Origin of the sequence: Xanthobacter autotrophicus (genome assembly GCF_030015065.1) — a bacterium.
Lineage (GTDB): Bacteria > Pseudomonadota > Alphaproteobacteria > Rhizobiales > Xanthobacteraceae > Xanthobacter > Xanthobacter autotrophicus_D.
In genome coordinates this window covers 1-22,529 of the sequence record NZ_JAIVFN010000078.1, presented here as the reverse complement: position 1 = coordinate 22,529, position 22,529 = coordinate 1, and the positions used below count along the sequence as shown (strand labels likewise).

Sequence of the window (22,529 nt, the reverse complement as noted above, 5' to 3'; positions counted from 1 at the left end):
GGGTGGAGAGGGGCCGGCGGCCGGGCCAAGAGCCACCAAAGGCGCTGGAGAAAGCCACCCCTTCGCCCGGCTGGATCAGCAGGCACTCAAACTGGGACCCCACCAAGTGGGAGCGTGCGGATCGCCTCCGCCGGCTTCTTTCGGGGCGGGGCTCATGCGGGGGAAAAGGGGCATCGGTCCAGGGCGCGGCGCTTCAGTCCGCCGGCGTCGTCTCGGGCAGGGGCGTGCTGGCCGCGGCATTGGGGTCGCCGGGCTCGGTCTCCCAGGCGAGGCCGGGGATGGCGACGATCCGGCGACCGCGGCCATCGAGACGGCAGACGATCACCTGCCGTTCCTCCATGTAAGCCATGAGGCGCCGCGCCCGGCCGGACGAGCGGCTGCCATAGGCCCGCGCCACGTCGGCATCGGAGGGGCAGGGGCGGCGGTCGAACGCGGCGCGGGCGAGGGAGAGGAACACGCCCTGCATGTCCTCCGGCAGCGCGCCCGCCATGGCCAGCACCTCGGCCCAGGGGGAATCCTCGGCCTCAGCCTCGACGATGTCGATGCCGGCATGGGCCACCGCGAGCCGGCGGCGGAAGGCCGCGAGGCTGAGGGGCTCGCCGCCGATCCGGCGGATCCGGCAGCGCACCAGGAAATCCTGATAGAGCACGGCGATGGTGCGGAAGCCCGCATCGCTCTCACTCAGGATCTCGCGCAGCGCCGCGTCGATGGCGGCTTGCCGCTGCTCGGGCGAAAGGCCGGGCGGCGGTTCGGCGGCGGGCGAGGGTGCGGGCGGCACGCTGCGCGCGAGCTGGGCCAGGACATCGGCGGTGGGCGCCACCGCAGGCGGACGGCGCGGCACCAGGGGCCGGACCTCGTCGGCGCCGGGGGTGAAGATCAGGTCGTGGGCGTCCTCGGCCGCCGCGGGCTCCGGCAGCGGCACCAGCTTGGGGCTGGTGGAGCGCGCCGAGGTCTCCACCGGGCCGATGCGAACCGGCAGCGGACGGCGCGCCAGGGCCGGGCCGAGGGCGACGAAATTGCCGCTCTCCAGATCGCGGAACATCTCGGCCTGCCGCCGCTCCATGCCGAGCAGATCGGCGGCGCGGGCCATGTCGATGTCGAGGAAGGTGCGGCCCATGAGGAAGTTGGAGGCTTCCGCCGCCACGTTCTTGGCGAGCTTGGCGAGGCGCTGGGTGGCGATGACCCCGGCGAGGCCGCGCTTGCGCCCGCGGGACATGAGATTGGTCATGGCGCCCAGCGACACCTTGCGGGCCTCGTCGGACACCTCGCCGGCGGCGGCGGGGGCGAACAGCTGGGCCTCGTCCACCACCACCAGGACCGGATACCAATAGTCCCGGTCGGCATCGAACAGGCCGCCGAGAAAGGCGGCGGCGGCGCGCATCTGCTGCTCGGCGTCGAGCCCTTCCAGATTGAGCACCACCGAGACGCGATGCTGGCGCACCCGGGCCGCAATGCGCTGGAGATCCGTCTCGCCGCGCTGGGCATCCACCACCACATGGCCGTAGCGATCCGCCAGGGTAACGAAATCGCCTTCCGGGTCGATCACCGCCTGCTGCACCCAGGGGGCGCTCTGCTCCAGCAGGCGGCGCAGCAGGTGGGACTTGCCGGAGCCGGAATTGCCCTGCACCAGCAGGCGCGTGGCCAGCAATTCCTCGAGGTCCAGCACGGCCGTGCCCCCGCCGACGCGGGTGCCGAGGTCGATGGACACCTTGGCGGGCGCCGTCATCGCGGCGACCGCCCTGCGGTGAGGGCGCAAGACATCATGCCGGCACTCATATCGATTCCCGCCGCGGGTTCAACTGCGCTCCGCGGCGGGAGCCGGGTGGGGATGGCGCGCATGGCCACCGGGCAGGCGCAAGAGGCGCCCCGGTGTCATGAATCTTGCTTGGCACGCCCCATGGCACTGAAATTCTACATGACGCCCGGCTCATGCTCGACCGGCATCCACATCCTCCTCGAAACGCTGGAACTGCCGTTCGAGGCCTGGATCGTCAACATTCCCGCCGGCGATCACCTTCGGCCCGAATATCTCAAGATCAATCCGCGCGGCACCATTCCGAGCCTCGTGCTCAATGACGGCAGCGCCCTGACCGATTTCAAGTCCATCGCCCTGTGGCTCGCGGAAACCTATCCGCGCGGCCGCCTCCTGCCGGACGATCCGGAACTCGCGGCCCGCGCCATCGAGCTGGTGGATTTCGCGCTGATCCAGTTGCACGGCGAGGGCTATACGCGGGTCTTCACCTCCGAGCGCTACATTTCCGCGAGCGGGGCGCAGCCGGCGCAGGCGTTGAAGGACGACGTGGCGGCCCATGGACGGGAGATCGTCAGCGAGGCGTTCGCGGTGCTCGAAAAGCGCTTGCCGGCCGAAGGCTATGCGGTGGGCCCGCAATTCTCGATCGCCGATGCGGCGCTGTTCTACAACGAATTCTGGGCGGAGAAGATCGGTATTGTCATGCCGCCTCGCGTCGCTGCCCATTATCAGCGGGTGCGCGCACGCCCCGTGGTGCGCCAGGTGCTGGCGGAAGAAGGCTACCGATCCTGATTGTCCCGGTCTGACATCGTCCGTGGCGGATTTCAGACATCCGGCCCGGGCTGTCATGGCACTTCAACCGGATCGGTTCGGGCGGGAGCCGGGCAAGGGGAGGAAGGCGCGCATGACCGCCGCGAGCCGCTCCAGGGGCGTCAGTTCCTCGATGACGGCACGCTCGAAGTCGGCCAAGGACCGGTCCAGCCGCGCCTGTTCGCTTCTCTTCTCCGCCTCGGACAGGAAGGAATGGGAGAGGGCGGTATGCGCGATGGCCTTGAGCTGCCCATAGCCGAGGCCATGGTCCCGCGCCCCGCGATAATATTCGTTGGTGAGGTCGATGCGGGAAACGCCGGCATCGTCCGTGGCCAATGTCACCGGCACGCCGGCGGAGAGGTAGGTGGTGATCGGGTGCTCGCGGCCGCGCACGCCGAGGATCACGTCGCTGGAGGTGAGGGCGATCTCGATGGTGACGCCGCGCCGGCGCATCTCGGCGAGGAGGCCGTCCATGTCGCGCTCGAAGCCCACCGCCGTGCCGTGGCCGATGCGGCGCGCGCCGGCGACCTCCACCGCTTCGCGGATATGGAAGGAGAGGTCGGACGGCGGCACCAGCCCGAGCCACAGCTCGCCCGCATGGAGCGCCACCGGGACGTCCGCGCCGGCCAGGAAGCCGATCCATTTCATATGCATGCGATAGTCCCGCAGCGACACCCGGTAGTCTTCCGGACCCACATAGTTGAGGCCCGCGACTAGGCCGGGCGCGGCCCGCACCAGGGCTGCCGACAACGCCGTCTGGGCGAAGACCTCGGCGGGGGCGCTGTTGCGGTTCACCTGGGCGATGAAGCGGAACGTGACCCCGCAGCCGGGGCGGGTGGCATCGCCCGCGCAGCCGCGCAGGGCCTCGATGTGGGCGACGATGGCGGCCACCTGCCGGGCCTTGGCGGCGGCGGCCTCGTCGAGGCCGGCACGCCGGAGCGCCGCCAGCATGGCCGCGGGCTCGCCCACCTCGCCGATGGCCTCGGTCATGCGCTGCCGGTCGGCCCCCTCGAAGAAGGTGGCCATGAACTCCACATACTGGACCTTGGAGGCGTCGTACTGCTTCAGCTCGTCCACCACCATCTCGGCGATGCGGCGGGCGGTCTGGTCCCAGTCCGATCCGCCGGTGGCGGCGTTGAACTTGCCGAAGGTGCTGAAGAACTGGTCGTGGCCCGAGGGCACGCGCAGGGTCGGCAGGAACCAGCGGGTGGAGAGCGCATTGACGATGAGATCATAGGTCGCCTGTCCGCCCGGGCCGGAAACGGCATCCGCCAGCAGGACCGTGTCGGGATCCGTGCCGCACGGCTGTCCGGCGGGCGCCCCGTCCGGTCGGGGCAGGAGGGCCATGTCGGCGCGGCGCAGGCACAGGCCGTTGCCGATCCCCCAGGCGAGAAAGCGCTCGGCATAGACCGCGCCGGACAGATGGGTGTGCAGGTCGCCGCCCTTGGGCATGCGGTGGAGGAAGGCGCGCATCCGCGGATGGTCGGCGCGCAGGGTCTCGAAATGCGCGGCTGTAACCGTCCCGGGAAGATCGCGGGTGACGACGAACAGGCGCGCCAGCAGGACCGCGGCGACGGCGAGAATGACGGCGATCCAGATGCGACGACGCAAGCAGGCCCCCTGGCTGGAACCGGGTGGAGAAATCGCTGCGGAGCCTAGCTCAAGCTCGTGCCGACTGGAAATGGCGGTGACGACTTCGTCCCGCGTGGCGAGGGGCGCCTCAGGAGGCGGCGCGGACGGCGCGCTTGGGGCCTGAGGTCTTGCGCATCAACCATTGGCCGATTGGCTTTTCCACCAGCAGGTGCACGGCCACGGACACCAGCACCGTCAGCACCAGGCCCACCACATAGATGGCGCCAAGCGGCAGGCCAACCTTGGCGCCGGCGACGCCGAACAGCTTGATGGTGAACGGATGGGTCAAATAGAGCGCGTAGGAGGCGTCGCCGCCCAGCGCCAGGGCCCGCGCCGGCCAGGTCTCGCGCAGCGGCGGGCCGAGCACGGCGGCCGCAACGATGAGTGCGGCCGGAATGCCGCCGGTGACGAGGCGCCAGATGTGCTCGTAGGCCGAGGCCTGGAAGAAGACGACGGCCAGCGCGATGCCCGCCACCACGAGCGCCACCGCCGCCCCGCCCGATATCCGACGGCCGTCGAGGAAGAGCGCGGCGATGGTGGTTCCGAGCAGGAACTCGCCGATGATGGGATTGCCCCAGAACTTCAGCATGAAGAGCCGGTCGGGCACGAGAATGCCGGTCAGGATGAGCAGGATGAACGCCGCCCCCAGAGCCACGAGCCCCGCGCGCCGGGGCAGGAGCAGCACCAGGGCGAAGATGGCGTAGAACAGCATCTCGTAGTTCAGCGTCCAGCCGAGGGACAGGATGGGGAACAGCTCCCCATCGGCGCGCGGCCAGGGAATGAAGGTGTAGGACGCCACCACGTGCTTGAGGTCGAGCCCGTTATTGTTGATGAGCTGCGGCGCCGCCACCAGCGAGGCCAGCATCAGGGTGGTGCAGATCCAGTAGAGTGGTACGATGCGGATGAGCCGCCGGCGCAGGAAATCGACCGGCGCACCCGGCGCACCGAACCGGTCATGCATCATGTAGTACATGATGAAACCGCTGATGATGAAGAAGACATCGACGCCGAGGCCCCAGTCGATGAGGCCGATCTCTTCAAACACGCGGCCGGTGCGTGCGGCCACGTTGCCGACTTCCACGCCAACATGGGCGAAGACTACCAGCGCGGCCGCGAAGAAGCGCAAGATCTGCACGTTGACGAGATAGGTGGGTTTCATCCGCCATCCGTTTCTGCGGTCCGCCGACGCGGCGGCGTCGATCCCGGAGCCTGCCGCCTGCGCCCCGACGGACCCCGTTCCGCGGACCCGCAGCCGACTACCAATTCATGATCTATGAAATTGCGTCTACAGCTTCAGATTAGCATGTGCGAAAGGAAGTTACGAGTTTTCTCGCAGATGCGGGAACTCACGGTGATCGCCTGCTTTTTGGGCTTCCCTTGCGACTGCAATTGCAGGTAGAGTGGCTACGTCCAAGCTGGCACCGCCGTGGAAAAGAGCCGCATATGACTCTGAACGAGACGGGAAATCTCAGCCGCTATCTGGATGATCGGTATATTTCCGCCAATGCCGACTGGCATCAGGATGACAGTGCGTGGAAGTTCGCGCACATCCTCAAGATTCTGGAGCGCAACGCCGTTCGCCCGGCCTCCCTTTGCGAGGTGGGATGCGGGGCCGGCGGCATCGTCGATCTGATGGCGCGCCATCTGCCGGAGGCGGTGGTGGAGGGCTACGAAATCTCGCCCCACGCCTTCGCCCTCTGCCGGAATCGACATGCGCCGAACCTGTCCTTCACACAGGGCAGTCCGTTCGACGGGGCGCGGCACTTTGACCTGTGCATGGCCATTGATGTGATCGAGCATGTGGAGGACCCGTTTGCCTTCGCTCGGTCCATGGGCCGCGTCTCCACGTACCAGGTGCTGCATATTCCGCTCGACATGAATGCGCTGGCGGTGGCACGCGGCTGGGTCATCGAGGATGCCCGCACCCATATCGGCCACCTGCACTATTTTACCAAGGCCACGGCCCTGTCCCTGCTCGACGAATGCGGGCTGGAGGTGGTCGATCATTTCTACACCCCCTGGGCCATCGACCAGGCCGGCAAGACCTTCAAGAAGCGGCTCGCCGCCTTTCCGCGCCGCATCGCCTTCAGGGTCGCGCCCGACGCCATCGTGCGCCTCGTGGGAGGCTGGTCGCTCATGGTGCTCACCCGCACCCGCGCGGCGTCGTCATAGGGTTCCGCTCCGCTCTTGCCGCTGTCCGCAAGGGGTGCAGACGCCGGCCGGGGTTGCGGCAATTGCGCTTATTCGCCCCGCGCCGGTCCTGCGGATATGAAGGCCGGATCGGTCAGCGTCGTGTCCGAAGGTTGAGGCTCCACTCTCCATGCCCGTGCTTGTTACCGGCGGCGCCGGTTATATCGGTAGCCACACCGTTCTCGAACTCGTCGGGCGCGGTGAAGGCGTGACCGTGCTCGACGATCTCTCGACGGGCTTCGACTGGGCCGTGCCGGAGGCGGCGGAGCTGGTGGTGGGCGACGTGGGCGACGCGGCTTTCGTGCAGCGCCTGCTGGAAGAGCGCGGCATCACCGAGATCATCCATTTCGCGGCCAGGAGCCTGGTGGCGGAATCGGTGGCGGACCCGCTCGGCTACTATCTCGGCAACATCGTGAAGACCCGCGTCCTCATCCAGGCGGCCATCAAGGCGGGCGTGATGCGGCTCATCTTCTCGTCCACCGCCTCGGTCTATGGCGAGCCACGGGTCGAGATCATCGGCGAGGATGAGCCGACGGTGCCGATCAATCCCTATGGCCGCTCCAAGCTCGCCAGCGAATGGATGCTGGAGGACGCCGCCCGCGCCCACGGCCTCGCCTATACAGCGCTGCGCTATTTCAACGTGGCGGGTGCCGATCCCGATGGCCGCTCGGGCCAGTCGTCCCGCATCGCCACCCATCTCATCAAGGTGGCGAGCCAGGTTGCGGCGGGCGCGCGGCCGGGTCTCGAAATCTACGGCACGGACTATCCCACGCGGGATGGCACCTGCATCCGCGACTACATCCACGTCACCGATCTCGCCCGCGCCCATGTGGCGGCGCTGGAGCGCCTGCGGGCCGGCGGCGAAAACCTCAAGGTGAATTGCGGCTATGGGCGCGGCTATTCCGTGAAGGAGGTGGTGGACGTGGTGAAGGAGGTGTCCGGCGTCGACTTTCCGGTCACGCTCTCGCCGCGCCGTCCGGGCGACCCCGCCTGCCTCGTGGCCGGGGCGGACCGTATTCGCGCCGAGCTGGGCTGGCAGCCGGCTTTGGACGATCTTCCCACCATCGTCCGTCACGCCATCGAATGGGAAAAGAGCCTCGTGCGGCGCAAGGCCAAGGACTGGCCCGAGCCCCGCCTCGTGCCGGCGACCGGCGGTGAATCCATTTGAGAATATGCCGTTTCCGCCGGCGCTTCTTTCCAAACAGAGGCAGACCCAGCGGTCGATGACTTGGACTCCGATGACTTGGACTCCTCGGCCATTGGTCAAGCCAGCGCGGCGCGGGAGCGGCCCCATCCGGCATCTGTCAACGACCGGGGCCGCTGGTCCGAGGTCCACCGATCAGGTCGCGCCGCAATCTGATCGGTGGACTGTCCGCTCGTCTTGAGGCCGGGACGCGCCGGCCCGTCCGTCAGCCGACGGCGATCGCCTTGCCGCTGGCGCCCCACTCCGTCCAGGAGCCGTCATAGAGGGCGAGGGGCGTCTTGCCGATCATCTCCAGCGCCACCCACAGGATGGCCGCCGAGACGCCGGAGCCGCACGAGGTGATCACCGGCCGTGACAGATCGAGGCCGGAGGCTTCCACCACCGTGCGGATCTCCTCAGGCGAGACCAGGCGTCCATCCTTCACGAGGCGGCCGTGGGGCAGGTTGAAGCTGCCGGGCATGTGGCCGGAGGGCAGCCCCTCGCGCGGCTCTGGGGCCTCGCCGCGGAAGCGGGTGTCCTGCCGGGCGTCGAGCACCTGGGCGCTGCCACTCTTCAGGGCCGCCTCCACGCGCTCGATGTCGGCGACGAGGGAATGGTCGAAGCGCGGATTGAAGACGGCCAGCAGCCGGCGTACCGGGCCGTCCTCCACCGGGCGCTCCTCGGCAAGCCATTTGGGCAGGCCGCCATCGAGGATCTTCACGTCCCGGGCGCCGAAGGCCCGGAAGGTCCACCACACGCGCGGCGCCGAGAACAGGCCCATCGAATCATAGACCACGATGCGCAGCCCGTCGCCGATGCCCAGCGCCCCCACCGCCACGGCGAAGGCATGGGCGTCGGGCAGCATGTGGGGCAGGGGGGTGGAATGGTCGGCGATGGCGTCGATGTCGAAATGCACGGCGCCCGGAATGTGCCGCTCCAGATATTCCCTGGCACCGCTGCGGCCGGAATTGGGCATGTGCCAGGAGGCATCCACCACGACGAGATCCGGCGCGCCGAGATTGGCGGCGAGCCATTGCGTGGAGACGAAGGGGCTCGCGGGCGTGTCGATGGCCGGACTTTCGGTCATGTGCCTCTCTCGCATGTTCTTGGGCCGGGGCTGCGGCGCCCCGGCCGTTTAAACGACCGCGCCCGCTCAGACCAGCACGTTCGGCACGTCCACCTTGCGTTCCAGCCATTGCGGCACCGGCAGGTTCTTGGAGCGCAGGAATGCGGGATTGAAGAGCTTGGACTGGTAGCGCGTGCCGTAGTCGCACAGGATGGTCACGATGGTGTGGCCCGGCCCCATCTCCTTCGCAAGCCGGATCGCCCCCGCCACGTTCACCCCCGACGAGCCGCCGAGGCACAGGCCCTCGTGCTCCAGGAGATCGAACACCACGGGCAGAGCTTCCTCGTCCGGGATCTGGAAGGCGGTGTCGATGGGCGCGTCCACGAGGTTGGCGGTGATGCGCCCCTGGCCGATGCCCTCGGTGATGGAGGAGCCCTCGGCCTTCAGCTCGCCGGTGGTGTAGTAGGAATAGAGCGCTGCCCCGGGCGGGTCGGCAAGGCCGATGCGGATCGCGGGGTTGCGCTCCTTGAGGGCGATGGCGATGCCGGCCAGCGTTCCGCCCGTGCCGACCGCGCAGATGAAGCCGTCCACCTTGCCGCCGGTCTGCTCCCAGATTTCGGGACCGGTGGTCTCGATATGGGCCTGCCGGTTGGCCACGTTGTCGAATTGGTTGGCCCAGATGGCGCCGTTCGGCTCGGTCTTCGCCAGCGCCTCGGCGAGGCGGCCGGAGACCTTCACGTAATTGTTGGGATTGGCATAGGCCACGGCCGGCACCTCCACCAGGATGGCGCCGGCGAGCTTCAGCATGTCCTTCTTTTCCTGGGACTGGGTCTCGGGAATGACGATGACGGTGCGAAAGCCGAGCGGGGCGGCCACCAGCGCGAGGCCGATGCCGGTATTGCCGGCGGTGCCTTCCACGATGACGCCGCCGGGCTTGAGGGTGCCGCGCGCCACCGCATCCTTGATGATGCCGAGGGCCGCGCGGTCCTTCACCGACTGGCCGGGATTGAGGAACTCGGCCTTGCCGAGAATCTCGCAGCCGGTTTCCTCGGAGGCGCGCTTGAGACGAATGAGGGGTGTATTGCCAATGGAGTCCACAAGGCCGTTACGGATCATGTGCGGATCAAGCCTTCAATGAATGTGGAAGCACGTTACTCAACGCTTCCCGCCGTATCAACATAACAAGTCCCATCATTTACGTGTGGATTCAAGCGCGCGCAGGGCCCGTTCCCGCGCGGCGCCATGATCCACGAGCGGCCGCGGATAGGTGTGGCCCAGGCGGATGCCGGCGTGGGCCAGCGCGTGGGCATCTGCGGTCCACGGCTTGTGGATGAAGGGGGTGGGCAGCTTCGCCAGCTCCGGCACGAAGGCGCGCACATAGGCGCCGTCCGGGTCGAACTTCTCGCCCTGGGTCACCGGGTTGAAGATGCGGAAATAAGGCGCGGCATCCAGTCCCGATCCCGCCACCCACTGCCAGGAGGCGGGATTGCTGGCGGGATCCGCGTCCACCAGCGTGTCCCAGAACCAGTCTTCCCCCGCGCGCCAGTCGATAAGCAGGTGCTTGGCGAGGAACGAGGCGACCACCATGCGCACCCGGTTGTGCATCCATCCGGTCTGCCAGAGCTGGCGCATGCCGGCGTCCACCAGGGGATAGCCGGTCAGGCCCCGGTGCCAGGCCTTCAGCTCGCCGGGGCATTCGCGCCAGGGGAAGCCGTCGAAGGCGCCCTGGATGTTGCGCTGGGCCATGTCCGGCTGGTCGGCGAGGAGGTGGTAGGAGAATTCCCGCCAGTAGAGCTCGGCCTCGAACTTGTCCGCATCCGCCAGGGTCACCGCGCCCGCCTCCGCCGCATGGCGCACGGCGCTCAGGATCTGGCGCGGCGAGATCTCGCCGAAGCGCAGGTGAGGCGAGAGGCGGGAGACGTGGCCTTCGTCGGGCCGGTCGCGGCCCGCCGCATAGCCCTTCAGTCCGGAATCGATGAAGGCGGCGAGGCGGGCCTGCGCCGCCGCCTCGCCGGCGGTCCATGTGGTCCGCAGGCCGGCGGCCCAGTCGGGATGCGTGGGCTCGAGGCCGAAGCTCTCCAGTTCTTCGCCGGCCGGGGGACGGGCGACGCCCCTGAGGTGCTTCGGCACGGGCAGGGGGGCATCGAGCCGACGCGCCTTCAGGGCCGCCCGCTGGAACGAGGAGAAGGTGCGCGGCATGCGGCCCGACGCGCCCTCGATGCTGCCGGGCGGATGCAGCAGGTGGGCACAGAAGCTGAGCACGCGCCGGTCCTCGGACAGCAGCCGCGCCGCCACCGCATGGTCCACCCTGGCCTCGGGCGCGCCGGCCCGGTCATTGAAGGCGACGGTTGCCGCTCCCAGGGCGGCCGCCACTTCCGGCACCATCCGGTTGGCGGGACCCCGCCGCAGGATGAGGGGGACGCCCTTGCGCTTCAGCTCCGCGGACAGCGCCCGCAGCGACTGGGCGAGCCACCAGCGGGCGGCCCCGCCGAGGGGGCGCAGGCCGGGGCTGTCCTCGTCGAGCACATAGAGCGCCGCGATCGGGGCCCGGGCTTCCGCCAGCGCGGCGAGCGCCGGATTGTCGGAAAGGCGCAGGTCGTCCCGGAACCACAGCAGGGAAGGGGCGGCGGGCAACGGGGAGGCGGGCATGCACTCCTCCTACGCGAACGGGGCGCAAGAGGTTCACTCCCATTCCGCCGGGGACGCAAGGGGGGCGATGGGTCCGCCTCGCATCCCCGGTCTCGCCTCCCCGGTGAAGGGCGCGGTGCGCCCCCGCCTCAATGATGGATGTCGATGTCGCGGGTTTCCTTGCCGAGCAGCAGCGCCAGCAGGGTGATGAGCGCCATCGCCGTGAGGTAGACGCCCACCCAGAACGGGCTGCCGCCACCATAGCTCCACAGCGCCACCGCGATGAACGGCGCCACCGCCGCGCCCAGGATGGAGGACACGTTGTAGGAGATGCCCGAGCCGGTATAGCGCACGTTGGCGGGGAACAGCTCCGGCAGCAGCGCGCCCATGGGGCCGAAGGTGAGGCCCATCAGCGTGAAGCCGATGATGAGCCACGCCATGACGCCCGCAGTACCCGACGACAGCATGGGCACCCACGAAAGGCCGAACAGGGCGATGGCCGAGGTGATCCAGATGAGGGTGCGCCGGCGGCCCCAGCGGTCGGCCCAGGGGCCGGACACCATGGTGAAGATGCCGAAGAACACCACGCCGCAGATCATCATCAGCACGAAGGTGCGGTAGTCATAGCCGAGGCCCGGCAGGGCCGCCGTGGTGGCGGCGCGGCCGTAGCTCAGCGAAAAGGTGGTCATCAGGTAGAACAGCACGTAGGTGGCGAGCATGTAGAAGGTGCCGAGGATCAGCTCGCGCCAGTGGGTCCTGAAGGCGGCCGCCAGCGGCAGCTTCTGGACCCGGCCGCGCTTCACCGTGTTCTCGAACGCCTTGCTCTCCACCAGGCTGAAGCGCACCCACAGGCCGACGATCACCATCACCGCCGAGAACAGGAACGGAATGCGCCATCCCCACGAGAGGAAGGCATCCGACGGGCGCGAGGGATCGGAGGACGGCATCAGCGCCGCGATGATCAGGAACAGGCCGTTGGCGATGATGAAGCCGATGGGCGCGCCGAGCTGAGGAAAGGTGCCATAGACGGCGCGCTTGCCAGGAGGGGCGTTCTCGGTGGCCACCAGCGCCGCGCCGCTCCATTCGCCGCCGAGCGCGAAGCCCTGGGCGAGGCGCAGCACCACGAGCAGGAAGGGCGCGAACCAGCCGGCGGTCTGGAAGGTGGGCAGCGCGCCGATGAGGAAGGTGGCGATGCCCATGGTGAGCAGCGCGCCCACCAGCGTGATCTTGCGCCCCTTCTTGTCGCCGAGATGGCCGAAGAAGACGGCGCCCAGCGGCCGGGCCACCATGGCCGCGCCGAACACGGCGAAGGAGGCGAGCAGCGCCGTCGTCTCGTTGCCCGCCGGGAAGAACAGGTGCGGGAACACGAGCACGGCCGCCGTCGCGTAGACGTAGAAGTCGTAGAACTCGATGGTGGTGCCCACGAGGCTCGCCAGGATCACGCGCGAGCGCGGGTTGACCGGTGCGGCGGCGTGGCTTTCGTCGGCGGAGGCGACGACGGTGGTGGATGACATGACCTGATTCCAACGGATCCGGATTGCCTCGCTGCGTGCCCTATCTTCAAGGGCGCCACGGCGCCGGAGGGTTGGGCAACAATCTATCGCAAAGCGGGGGAGGCAAAAGGGTCCCGCGTGCGAGATGGCTGGGTCGCTTGATAGATTATTGCGCCTGGCATTGCCACGCACGCCGGTACCGCATTCTGCATGGTGGGCATGTGTCAAATGCATGACGCCATCGCCGTCGCGGGGTTTGGAGTGCGCTCCAGCGGTTCCGTACCTGACCGCATCCAGCCTGTGGATGACGGTGAAGACCTCGGCTTCTCATGCCGGGCCCCGAGGCCATGTCGCGACGATGTGAAAATCGAGCCGGGTAAAGGCCCGTTAGGGATTTGCTAACCTGATGGGCGCCACCATATGTAGTATGGTGATGGAGTTCAGGGCCCCAGATGGGGGTAAAATCAGGTTTGACCCAAGGGCCAGACTCGCACTAGCGTTCGGGCACTGAGCGACGGGCCTCCCACATGTATGTGTCGGTGGAAGCCTGCCGCGCTCCCGAACACCGATTTCACGAACCGCCATGGTGCGGCGCGCTGCGCCGTGCCCGTCGGGTCGTCACGACTGCCACATTCATCCTGTAGACTGATCGGCCCGCACGGGGCCGAGCCGAAGGAGCACCGGTCATGCGCGTCGAACGCCGCTACACGCACGAGGGCCGTTCCCCTTACGCGGACATCCCGTTCCGCGAGACCGTGAGCGAGATCAGGAACCCCGACGGCTCGGTGGTCTTCCGCCAGGAGGGCATCGAGGTCCCGGCCCAGTTCTCGCAGGTGGCGAGCGACATCCTCGCGCAGAAATATTTCCGCAAGGCCGGCGTGCCCGCGCGCCTGAAGACCGTGGAGGAGAATGCCGTTCCCTCCTTCCTGTGGCGCAGCGTGCCCGACGAGGCGGCCCTCGCGTCCCTGCCGGAGAAGGAGCGTCTGATCGGCGAGACCTCGGCCAGGCAGGTGTTCGACCGTCTCGCCGGCACCTGGACCTATTGGGGCTGGAAGGGCGGCTATTTCGACAGCGAGGCCGACGCCCAGGCCTTCTATGACGAGCACCGCTACATGCTCGCCATGCAGATGGCCGCGCCCAACTCGCCGCAATGGTTCAATACCGGCCTGTTCTGGGCCTATGGCATCGACGGGCCGGGGCAGGGCCATTTCTACGTGGACCACGAGACCGGCGAGCTCATGGCCTCCACCTCGGCCTACGAGCATCCCCAGCCGCACGCCTGCTTCATCCAGTCCGTGGGCGACGATCTCGTGAACGAGGGCGGCATCATGGACCTGTGGGTGCGCGAGGCGCGCCTGTTCAAGTACGGCTCCGGCACCGGCTCCAATTTCTCGTCCCTGCGCGGCGAGGGCGAGCGGCTGTCCGGCGGCGGGCGCTCGTCCGGCCTCATGAGCTTCCTCAAGATCGGCGACCGCGCGGCGGGCGCCATCAAGTCCGGCGGCACCACCCGCCGCGCCGCCAAGATGGTGGTGGTGGACGCCGACCATCCGGACATCGAGGCCTATGTGAACTGGAAGGTGGTCGAGGAGCAGAAGGTCGCGGCCCTCGTCACCGGCTCGAAGCTCAATGCCAGGCACCTCAAAGCCGTGCTCAAGGCCTGCGTGAACTGCGAGGGTAATGGCGACGACTGCTTCGAGCCGGAGAAAAACCCGGCGCTGAAGCGCGAGATCAAGGCCGCCCGCAAGGCCGGCGTGGCCGACGCCGCCATCCGCCGCGTGATCCAGTATGCCCGCCAGGGTTACAAGGACATCGACGTCGCCATCTACGACACCGACTGGGACGGCGAGGCCTACATCACGGTGGCCGGCCAGAATTCCAACAATTCCGTGCGCGTCACCGACGACTTCCTGCGTGCGGTGGAGGCGGACGCCGACTGGAACCTGATCCGCCGCACCGACGGCAAGGTGGCGAAGACCGTGAAGGCCCGCGAGCTGTGGGAGAAGATCGGCGCCGCCGCCTGGCATTGCGCCGATCCCGGCATCCAGTTCCACACCACGGTCAACGACTGGCACACCTGCCCGGCGGGGGGCGAGATCCGGGCGTCCAACCCGTGCTCGGAATACATGTTCCTCGACGACACCGCCTGCAACCTCGCCTCGCTGAACCTCCTCCAGTTCCGCGACGCCGAGAAGCGCTTCGACGTGGAGAGCTACGAGCATGCGGTGCGGCTGTGGACCGTGGTGCTGGAAATCTCGGTGCTGATGGCCCAGTTCCCGTCCCGCCGCATCGCCGAATTGTCCTATGAATACCGCACCTTGGGCCTCGGCTACGCCAATATCGGCGGCCTGCTCATGTCGAGCGGCATCCCCTATGATTCGCCCCAGGGCCGGGCCATCGGCGGCGCGCTGTCGGCCATCATGACCGGCGTGTGCTATGCCACTTCCGCCGAGATGGCGTCCGAGCTGGGCCCGTTCCCGGCCTACAGCGCCAATGCCCAGTCCATGCTGCGGGTGATCCGCAACCACCGCCGCGCCGCCCATGGCCTTGCCGACGGCTATGAGGGGCTCTCCATCGCCCCGGTGCCCCTCGACCACCTCTCCTGCCCGGATACCCGCCTTGTCGCCCATGCCACGGCGGCCTGGGACAAGGCCTTGGCGCTGGGCGAGAAGCACGGCTACCGCAACGCCCAGGTCTCGGTGATCGCCCCCACCGGCACCATCGGCCTGGTGATGGACTGCGACACCACCGGAATCGAACCCGACTTCGCCCTGGTGAAGTTCAAGAAGCTGGCCGGCGGCGGCTACTTCAAAATCATCAACCGGGCGGTGCCGGAGGCGCTGCGGGCGCTCGGCTACGGCGAGGCGGAGATCGCCGAGATCGAGGCCTATGCGGTGGGCCACGGCTCGCTGGCCCAGGCCCCGGCCATCAACCATTCCACCTTGCGCGCCAAGGGCTTCGACGACGCGGCCATCGCCAAGGCCGAGGCCGCGGTGAAGACCGCGTTCGACATCAAGTTCGCCTTCAACCGCTGGACCTTCGGCGAGGAATTCCTCAGCCAGGCCCTCGGCGTGCCCGCCGCGCAGCTGGCCGACCCGAAGTTCGACCTCCTGAACTTCCTGGGGTTCTCCAGGTTCGACATCGACGCGGCCAATGTCCATGTCTGCGGGGCCATGACGCTGGAGGGCGCCCCCTTCCTGAAGGCCCAGCACCTGCCGGTGTTCGACTGCGCCTCCCCGTGCGGGCGGCTCGGCAAGCGCTATTTGTCGGTGGAGAGCCACATCCGCATGATGGCGGCGGCGCAGCCCTTCATCTCGGGCGCCATCTCCAAGACCATCAACATGCCCAACGAGGCGAGCGTGGAGGACTGCAAGGCGGCCTACCTCTTGTCCTGGCGTCTCGCCCTGAAGGCCAACGCGCTCTATCGCGACGGCTCCAAGCTCTCCCAGCCCCTCAACGCCCAGCTGGTGGCGGACGAGGAGGACGAGGACGATGCGGTGGAGGCCCTGGTGGCCCAGCCCAACGCGGCGCGCGCCGCCACCGTCACCGAGAAGATCGTGGAGCGGGTGGTGGAGCGCATCGTCGAGCACCGGGTGCGCGAGCGCGAGAAGATGCCCGACCGCCGCAAGGGCTACACCCAGAAGGCGGTGGTGGGCGGCCACAAGGTCTACCTGCGCACCGGCGAATATGACGACGGCCGCCTCGGCGAGATCTTCATCGACATGCACAAGGAGGGCGCGGCGCTCCGCTCGCTGCTCAACAACTTCGCCATCGCCATCTCGCTGGGCCTGCAATACGGCGTGCCGCTGGAGGAGTATGTGGACGCCTTCACCTTCACCCGCTTCGAGCCGGCGGGCCCGGTGCAGGGCAACGACACCATCAAGTATGCCACCTCCATGCTGGACTATGTGTTCCGCGAGCTGGCGGTGTCCTATCTCGGCCGCAACGACCTCGGCCACGTGGACCCCCATGAGACCGGCTTCGACGCCCTCGGCAAGGGGGTGGACGAGGGCAAGGCGCCGAACCCGGCCAACCGCATCGTCTCCAAGGGCCTGGTGCGCGGCAAGACGGTGAACCTGCTGGCGCCCCAGCCGGTCTCCACCGAGCCCCGCGCCGGCACCGACAACGTGACGGTGCTGCGCGCCTCGACCTTCGGCGCCACCGCGCTCAAGCCCGAGGTGGCCGAACTGGCGGAGCCGACGCCGCAGGCGGAGGAGATCGAGGCGGCGGTGGAAAGCCTGATGGAGAAGGCGCTGCCGTGGTCCGCCACCGCCCGCAAGGCCGAGGCCCGCGCCGAGGCGCGTGCCAAGGGCTATGAGGGCGAGGCCTGCCCCGAATGCATGAACTTCACCCTGGTGCGCAACGGCACCTGCCTGAAGTGCGACACCTGCGGCGGGACCACCGGCTGCAGCTGATCCCCGCTCACGCACCGAATACGCACATGTGGATGACGCCCGGCCCTTTGGCCGGGCGTTTCATTTTTTGGTGAGCGCTCTCCGGGCGGACCGCTGCGCAGCCGATGATAGGACGGCAGTCGCCGGACGAGAGGGATGGCGATCTTGCCGGGTGTCTTGCCGGGTGCTGTTTCGCAAATTGCGAAATAGCTAATTTATAGCCAAAATCAAAGGTGCACGACGTCCCATGCGAGAAAGTCGGGCAGAAGCAGCGATCGCTCTCCAGTGTCGGGCCGTGCCCATTTTCGTCGCCGCTGCTGTCGAAAAATCTGCCTTCTACTCGGACGTTCCGACGAAACACACGCAAACTTGACCCTGGTCGTGCCGCAGCGACACTTTGATGCCTCGACATGGCGAGAACTGCCTCGCAACACTGTACTTCTCCCTAACGCGTCGCCGTCAGCCTATAGTATGGTGGCACCATTCCGCGGTGTCATGGTGCCCTGACCGGCCTTCCGCCGGGCGCGCGGGAAGGGAAGGGCGGCGCTGGGTGCGTGGCGACGCCTGGGGGTGTCGAGCGTCGGTGGGGGGATAAGGGGATGCGATCGCGATCAGGGTCCGCAGGGCCGGCCGCTGCAACGGCAGGCGGCCCAACGGAAGACGTGCGCCAGGGTGCGAGAAGGTGGCGTATCGCGTGCGCGGCCGCCGTCGTGGCGCTGCTCGGTGGCGCATCGCACGGCGAGGCCACCGAGCGCCGCCAGCTCACCTTCGACGCGCAGACCGCAGCGCCTCGCCCCGAACCCATGATCATGGGCGTCGGCGTGCATTTCGGCATTGGCGGGAGCTACAATTACGACCCGCGGCGGGCCGCCGATCTGGTGCGCGACATCGGCTTCACCTCGGTGCGCGACGATCTGGTCTGGCCCCTGTTCGTGCGCGAGAACGTCCACAAGAATGCCAGCCCGCCGCCCCAGATCTGGCGGCTCTACCGCTTCCTGGGCCTGGCGGGGGTCAAGCCGCTCCTCATCCTCGGCCACAACCATCCCTTGATCGAAGGTGGCACGCGGCCCATGACCGCCGGCGGGCGCGAGGCCTTCGCCGGCTTCTCCGCCAAGGCGGCCGGCTTCGTCAGCCGCTTCCAGCCCATGTTCGAGATCTGGAACGAATGGAACCTGTCGGCGGACTTCAATCCGCCATGGGTCGTCGGTGCCGGCAAGGAAGGCGACCCGCGCGCCGCCCGCGACTATCTGGATCTGGTCAAGACGACGCTGCCGGCGCTGAACAAGGCTGTTCCCAAATCGCCGGTCCTCGTCGGCGTGTCGGGCTACGATGAGGACTGGCTGTGGACGCAGGCCATCATGGCGGGCGGCGTGATGCGGGGGGCGCAGGGGCTGTCCATCCATCTCAGCAACCATTGCCACCAGACCATCGCCAAGCGGACCGCCACCGAGGCCATTGACCGGGTCGATCTGCTGCAGCGCCTGCTGATGAAGGACGGCGCCCCGCCAGTGCCCGTCTACGTGTCGGAGATCGGCTGGCCCACCGCGCCGCTCACCCCGTGCGTGATCAAGGCGGAGCAGCAGGCCGACTATCTGGCCCAGTTCCTGTTCTGGGCGGGGGCGACGCCGTGGCTCAAGGGCGCCTGGGTCTACCAGCTCAAGGACCAGGGCGTTCATCCGGACCAGCTCGAGGACAATTTCGGCATCTTCACCTACGACTACAAGCCCAAGCCCGCAGCCTGCGCGGTGCGGGAGGCGGTGCGGCTGCTGAAGGGAAGTTCCGCCTTCCGGGTGGAGCGCCCGTTCCCGGACATGTTCGTGGTCCAGCTCGGCGGGGCGCGGGATGCCGCTGGCAAGGTGCGGCTGGTGGCCTGGACGACCACCGGCACGCTGAAGGGACGCCTCGTGCTTCCCGCCGGGGTGCAGGCCGGCGCCCGGCGCCTGTGCGGCGGCCCGCAGGCCGCCGATGCGGAGGGCTTCGCCGTCGGTTCCGAGCCTCTGGTCATCGACGTGGATGGCACCAGCGCCACCCTGGAGGCGATCCTCGACCCGCTTGAGCGCCGCGTCGATCAGGGCCCGCCCGCGCGCTGATCGGATAACGCGTTCTCTATCATTAACTTAGAGGGCGGTTTACCGATCAGATTGAATCCATCTGATCGGATCGCGCTTCAGGCATCGGCGTCGCCGCCGGCGCCGGAATCCGGCCCGTCGCCGCCTCGGCTGTCGCCACCGTGGCCGTGGCTCGAGTCGCCCCCGGCCTCGCCGGCATGCTGCCGGGCGGCACCGACCGCGAGGATGAAGGCGCCGCCTGCGGCCGCGGCTGCCGCCCCGGCTGACGAGGCCGACGCGGTGGCCGAGGCGCCCTGATCGGCCGACGATGCCGGCACATCATGGGAGTCCCGTGCCATGCCGAAATCGGCCGGGGACAGATCCGCGGTCGCCGTCGGCGCTGGGTCCGCTGCGGCAGGGGCCTTGGCCCGGCGCAGGGCGAAGAACATGGCGAGCGGCACGCCGAACACCAGCAGCATCACGAGAAGGCCGGTCGTATCCATGGGGCGGGCCGGCTCCCTCAGCGCTGCTCGCGGCGGGAGAGGAAGGCGAGCCGCTCGAACAGGTGCACATCCTGCTCGTTCTTCAGGAGCGCGCCGGCCAGGGGCGGAATGGTCTTGCGCACGTCCTGCTGGCGCAGGGTCTCGGCCTCCACGTCCTCGGCCAGCAGCAGCCTGAGCCAGTCGATGAGCTCGGAGGTGGAGGGCTTCTTCTTGAGGCCCGGCACCTCGCGCAATTCGTAGAAGATGCGCAGGGCCTCGCCCACCAGGCGCTGCTTGATGCCGGGGAAATGCACCTCGACGATGGCGCGCATGGTCTCGGCGTCGGGGAAGCGGATGTAGTGGAAGAAGCAGCGGCGCAGAAAGGCGTCCGGCAGCTCCTTCTCGTTGTTGGAGGTGATGATGACCAGCGGGCGCTGGCGGGCCTTCACCTGCTCGCCGGTCTCGTAGACGTGGAACTCCATGCGGTCGAGTTCCAGCAGCAGGTCGTTGGGAAACTCGATGTCGGCCTTGTCCACCTCGTCGATGAGCAGGACCGGCCGCGCCTCGGCGGCGAAGGCGGTCCACAGCTTGCCGCGGCGGATATAGTTGGCGATGTCGTGCACCCTGGGGTCGCCGAGCTGGCTGTCGCGCAGGCGCGCCACCGCGTCGTACTCGTAGAGGCCCTGCTGCGCCTTGGTCGTGGACTTCACGTGCCATTCGATGAGCGATGCGCCCAGCGCCTGCGCGACCTCCTGCGCCAGAACGGTCTTGCCGGTTCCGGGCTCGCCCTTCACCAGCAGCGGCCGCTCAAGCACGATGGCGGCGTTGACCGCCACCTTCAGGTCGTCGGTCGCCACATAATTCTGCGTGCCCTCGAAACGCATGAATGTCGGTCCTTCCAGGCGGCCATCCCACCGCACCGCAGCAGGGTCGGGGGACCGGCCCCCGGCGTCAAGCCCCGCGGCCGTTGCGATGCCGGTTGTCGGAAACCTGCGGCGTGGATATAAGCGCCCCCGACAATGGAGTGTCATTCCTGTCGGTCAGGTCCGGCTCCGCCGGCCGCATCGGCAGGAGGCCGCTTCAGGTCGTTGACGGGGCAGGGCTCGCGCCGGTCCGGCATCCTGGAGCACGCGCCGATCAGCCTGCATCGCAAGCTGATCGGAGAACGCGTTCTCTCACTTGGAGTTAGAGCGCGATCCGATCGGATTGATTCAGTCCGATCGGATCGCGCTCTAGGGATGGAAGGGCCTGAAGCGACCCGGCGCCAGGGGGTCAGCGACGCTTATTGAGGACCTTGCTGATGTCGATCCAAATCGACGAGGACTATCGGCCCCGCGAGGACGAGCCTTTCATGAACGACAGGCAGCGCGAGTATTTTCGCGTTAAGCTGTTGCGCTGGAAGGAGGATATCCTGAAGGAGGCCCGCGAGACCCTGCAGCACCTTCAGGACGAGAATCAGAACCACCCCGATCTCGCCGACCGGGCCTCGTCCGAGACCGACCGGTCCATCGAGCTGCGCGCCCGCGACCGCCAGCGCAAGCTCATCGCCAAGATTGATGCCGCGCTCCAGCGCATCGAGGACGGCACCTATGGCTATTGCGAGGATACGGGCGAGCCCATCTCGCTGAAGCGCCTGGAGGCCCGCCCCATCGCCACCCTCTCGGTGGAGGCGCAGGAGCGGCACGAGCGGCGCGAGCGCGTCTATCGCGACGATTGACGCCTGATTCGACGCCTCGCCAGGGCGCCGGCGGCAGAAAGACAAAACGGGCCGGCGACGGTTAGCGTCGCCGGCCCGTTTTCGTTCGAGGCGTTCCGATCAGTGCCCGCGGGCGCTGCTGCGGCCGAGCAGGCTGGCCATCTCAGCGTCGAAATCCTCCAGCGGATCCTTGTCCTGCGGCTCCGCGGCGGGGGCGTCGGTGCCCGCATCCGCGGCCTTGGGAGAGGTCGCGGGGATGAAGCCGGCACGAACCGGGGCTTCATCGGCTGCCTTGGCTTCGGACCGGATTTCAGGTTTGACCTCGATCGCGGGTTCCGGACGGGCGAGGCTCGCCGCCTCGTTCGGGCGCTGCGGCTCGATGCGCGCAGGCTCGCGGGTGATCTCGCGCAGCGCCGGCGGCTCGCGGCGCGGCGCGTCGAGGGCGGGCGCCTCGCGGTTGGCGGGCTCGACCGGGCGGAAGGCGAATTCGCGCGGCCGCAGTGGCGGCTCGGACCGGGCGGGGGCCATCGGGCGGGCGCTGTCCTCGGACGGGCGCTCGACCCGGGGGAGGGGGTCGAGGCGCGGGCGCACGTCGGTGCCGACACGCGGCTCGGAGCGGGTGCGCGCCTGATAGAGGAAGCGCGACAGCGGCCGGTCGGTGGGGCGCACCTGGGGGCTGTCCACCGCCACGTCCGGATGGAGCACCGGCTCGGCGGCCGGCTCGGACTTCGCCTCGGCCTTGGGTTCCGCCTTTGGCGCGATGTCCTTTGGCGCGATGTCCTTGGGGGCGATGTCCGGCTCGGCCGGCTGCGCGGGACTCTCGCCGAGCAGGTCGGCGAGGCTGAGCTGAGGCTCAGCCTTGGCGGCGGGCTGGTTCAGGGCGGCATCAAGCCGCTGTGCCAGTTCGTCGAGGCGGCTGTCGGCGAGGGGCGCGGGCGCTTCGGAGGCTGCGGGCTCCACGCGCGCGGCGGGCGCCAGCTCCACGTCCGGTGCCTTGATCTCGGGGACCTTGATTTCCGGGACCTTCCGGGGCTCGACCGGGGCAGGCCGGATCGGGTCGGGCTCGAACGCCGGCGCGGCCATCAGGGGCGCCTGCGATGCAGGCTTCAGCGGCGGCGGGACGAGGGGCGGAGCCTCGACGGCGCCACGCAGGGGGGGAC

Annotated in this window: 16 protein-coding genes; 6 read left to right on the top strand and 10 right to left on the bottom strand. The window is 68.5% G+C overall.

Going from position 1 to position 22,529, the window contains the following annotated elements:
• Positions 1–193: 193 nt before the first annotated feature.
• Entirely contained in the window at positions 194–1,726 is a 1,533-nt protein-coding gene (locus K9U40_RS15515; protein ID WP_282891043.1) for an ATP-binding protein, read from the bottom strand.
• A gap of 171 nt (positions 1,727–1,897) precedes the next feature.
• Here K9U40_RS15515 and K9U40_RS15510 point away from each other — a divergent pair, with 171 nt between their 5' ends.
• The gene (locus tag K9U40_RS15510; protein WP_282891042.1) at positions 1,898–2,542 is read left to right on the top strand and encodes a glutathione S-transferase family protein; all 645 of its coding nucleotides are present in this window, start codon (positions 1,898–1,900) and stop codon (positions 2,540–2,542) included.
• 63 nt (positions 2,543–2,605) lie between these two features.
• On the opposite strand, the gene K9U40_RS15505 is transcribed toward K9U40_RS15510, so the two are convergent.
• A complete protein-coding gene (locus tag K9U40_RS15505) occupies positions 2,606–4,171 on the bottom strand; it encodes an adenosine deaminase (RefSeq protein ID WP_282891041.1) in 1,566 nt (521 codons plus the stop codon).
• Positions 4,172–4,280: 109 nt separating this feature from the next.
• A complete protein-coding gene (locus tag K9U40_RS15500) occupies positions 4,281–5,351 on the bottom strand; it encodes an acyltransferase family protein (RefSeq protein ID WP_282891040.1) in 1,071 nt (356 codons plus the stop codon).
• Positions 5,352–5,635: 284 nt separating this feature from the next.
• Here K9U40_RS15500 and K9U40_RS15495 point away from each other — a divergent pair, with 284 nt between their 5' ends.
• Both K9U40_RS15495 and galE read left to right on the top strand, forming a co-directional pair.
• A complete protein-coding gene (locus K9U40_RS15495) occupies positions 5,636–6,364 on the top strand; it encodes a class I SAM-dependent methyltransferase (RefSeq protein WP_282891039.1) in 729 nt (242 codons plus the stop codon).
• A gap of 148 nt (positions 6,365–6,512) precedes the next feature.
• A complete protein-coding gene (gene galE / locus K9U40_RS15490; RefSeq protein ID WP_282891038.1) occupies positions 6,513–7,550 on the top strand; it encodes a UDP-glucose 4-epimerase GalE in 1,038 nt (345 codons plus the stop codon).
• A gap of 241 nt (positions 7,551–7,791) precedes the next feature.
• Here galE and sseA read toward each other — a convergent pair whose 3' ends face one another.
• From sseA to K9U40_RS15470, 4 genes are all read right to left on the bottom strand, one after another.
• Complete coding sequence (gene sseA, locus K9U40_RS15485) at positions 7,792–8,652, bottom strand: 3-mercaptopyruvate sulfurtransferase (RefSeq protein ID WP_282891037.1); 861 nt, start codon at positions 8,650–8,652, stop codon at positions 7,792–7,794.
• A gap of 66 nt (positions 8,653–8,718) precedes the next feature.
• Positions 8,719–9,747, bottom strand: coding sequence for a cysteine synthase A (locus K9U40_RS15480; protein ID WP_282891036.1), 1,029 nt, complete (start codon positions 9,745–9,747; stop codon positions 8,719–8,721).
• 75 nt (positions 9,748–9,822) lie between these two features.
• On the bottom strand, positions 9,823–11,280 hold the full coding sequence (locus tag K9U40_RS15475) for a cryptochrome/photolyase family protein (protein WP_282891035.1): 1,458 nt from the start codon (positions 11,278–11,280) through the stop codon (positions 9,823–9,825).
• Positions 11,281–11,408: 128 nt separating this feature from the next.
• Positions 11,409–12,773 (bottom strand): MFS transporter, encoded by a 1,365-nt coding sequence (locus K9U40_RS15470; protein ID WP_282891034.1) that lies wholly within the window; start codon positions 12,771–12,773, stop codon positions 11,409–11,411.
• 665 nt (positions 12,774–13,438) lie between these two features.
• Between K9U40_RS15470 and K9U40_RS15465 the strand changes: the two genes are divergently transcribed.
• Both K9U40_RS15465 and K9U40_RS15460 read left to right on the top strand, forming a co-directional pair.
• Positions 13,439–17,164 (top strand): vitamin B12-dependent ribonucleotide reductase, encoded by a 3,726-nt coding sequence (locus K9U40_RS15465; protein WP_282891033.1) that lies wholly within the window; start codon positions 13,439–13,441, stop codon positions 17,162–17,164.
• A gap of 689 nt (positions 17,165–17,853) precedes the next feature.
• On the top strand, positions 17,854–19,233 hold the full coding sequence (locus K9U40_RS15460; protein ID WP_282891032.1) for a hypothetical protein: 1,380 nt from the start codon (positions 17,854–17,856) through the stop codon (positions 19,231–19,233).
• Between the two features lie 77 nt (positions 19,234–19,310).
• Here the strand turns inward: K9U40_RS15460 and K9U40_RS15455 are convergent, their stop codons facing one another.
• A complete protein-coding gene (locus K9U40_RS15455; protein WP_282891031.1) occupies positions 19,311–19,694 on the bottom strand; it encodes a hypothetical protein in 384 nt (127 codons plus the stop codon).
• Positions 19,695–19,711: 17 nt separating this feature from the next.
• The gene (locus K9U40_RS15450) at positions 19,712–20,557 is read right to left on the bottom strand and encodes an AAA family ATPase (RefSeq protein ID WP_282891030.1); all 846 of its coding nucleotides are present in this window, start codon (positions 20,555–20,557) and stop codon (positions 19,712–19,714) included.
• 416 nt (positions 20,558–20,973) lie between these two features.
• Between K9U40_RS15450 and dksA the strand changes: the two genes are divergently transcribed.
• The gene (gene dksA, locus K9U40_RS15445) at positions 20,974–21,390 is read left to right on the top strand and encodes an RNA polymerase-binding protein DksA (protein ID WP_149574487.1); all 417 of its coding nucleotides are present in this window, start codon (positions 20,974–20,976) and stop codon (positions 21,388–21,390) included.
• Between the two features lie 99 nt (positions 21,391–21,489).
• On the opposite strand, the gene K9U40_RS15440 is transcribed toward dksA, so the two are convergent.
• Positions 21,490–22,529 (bottom strand): hypothetical protein (locus K9U40_RS15440; RefSeq protein WP_282891029.1); only part of this gene is annotated, 1,040 nt, incomplete at its 5' end.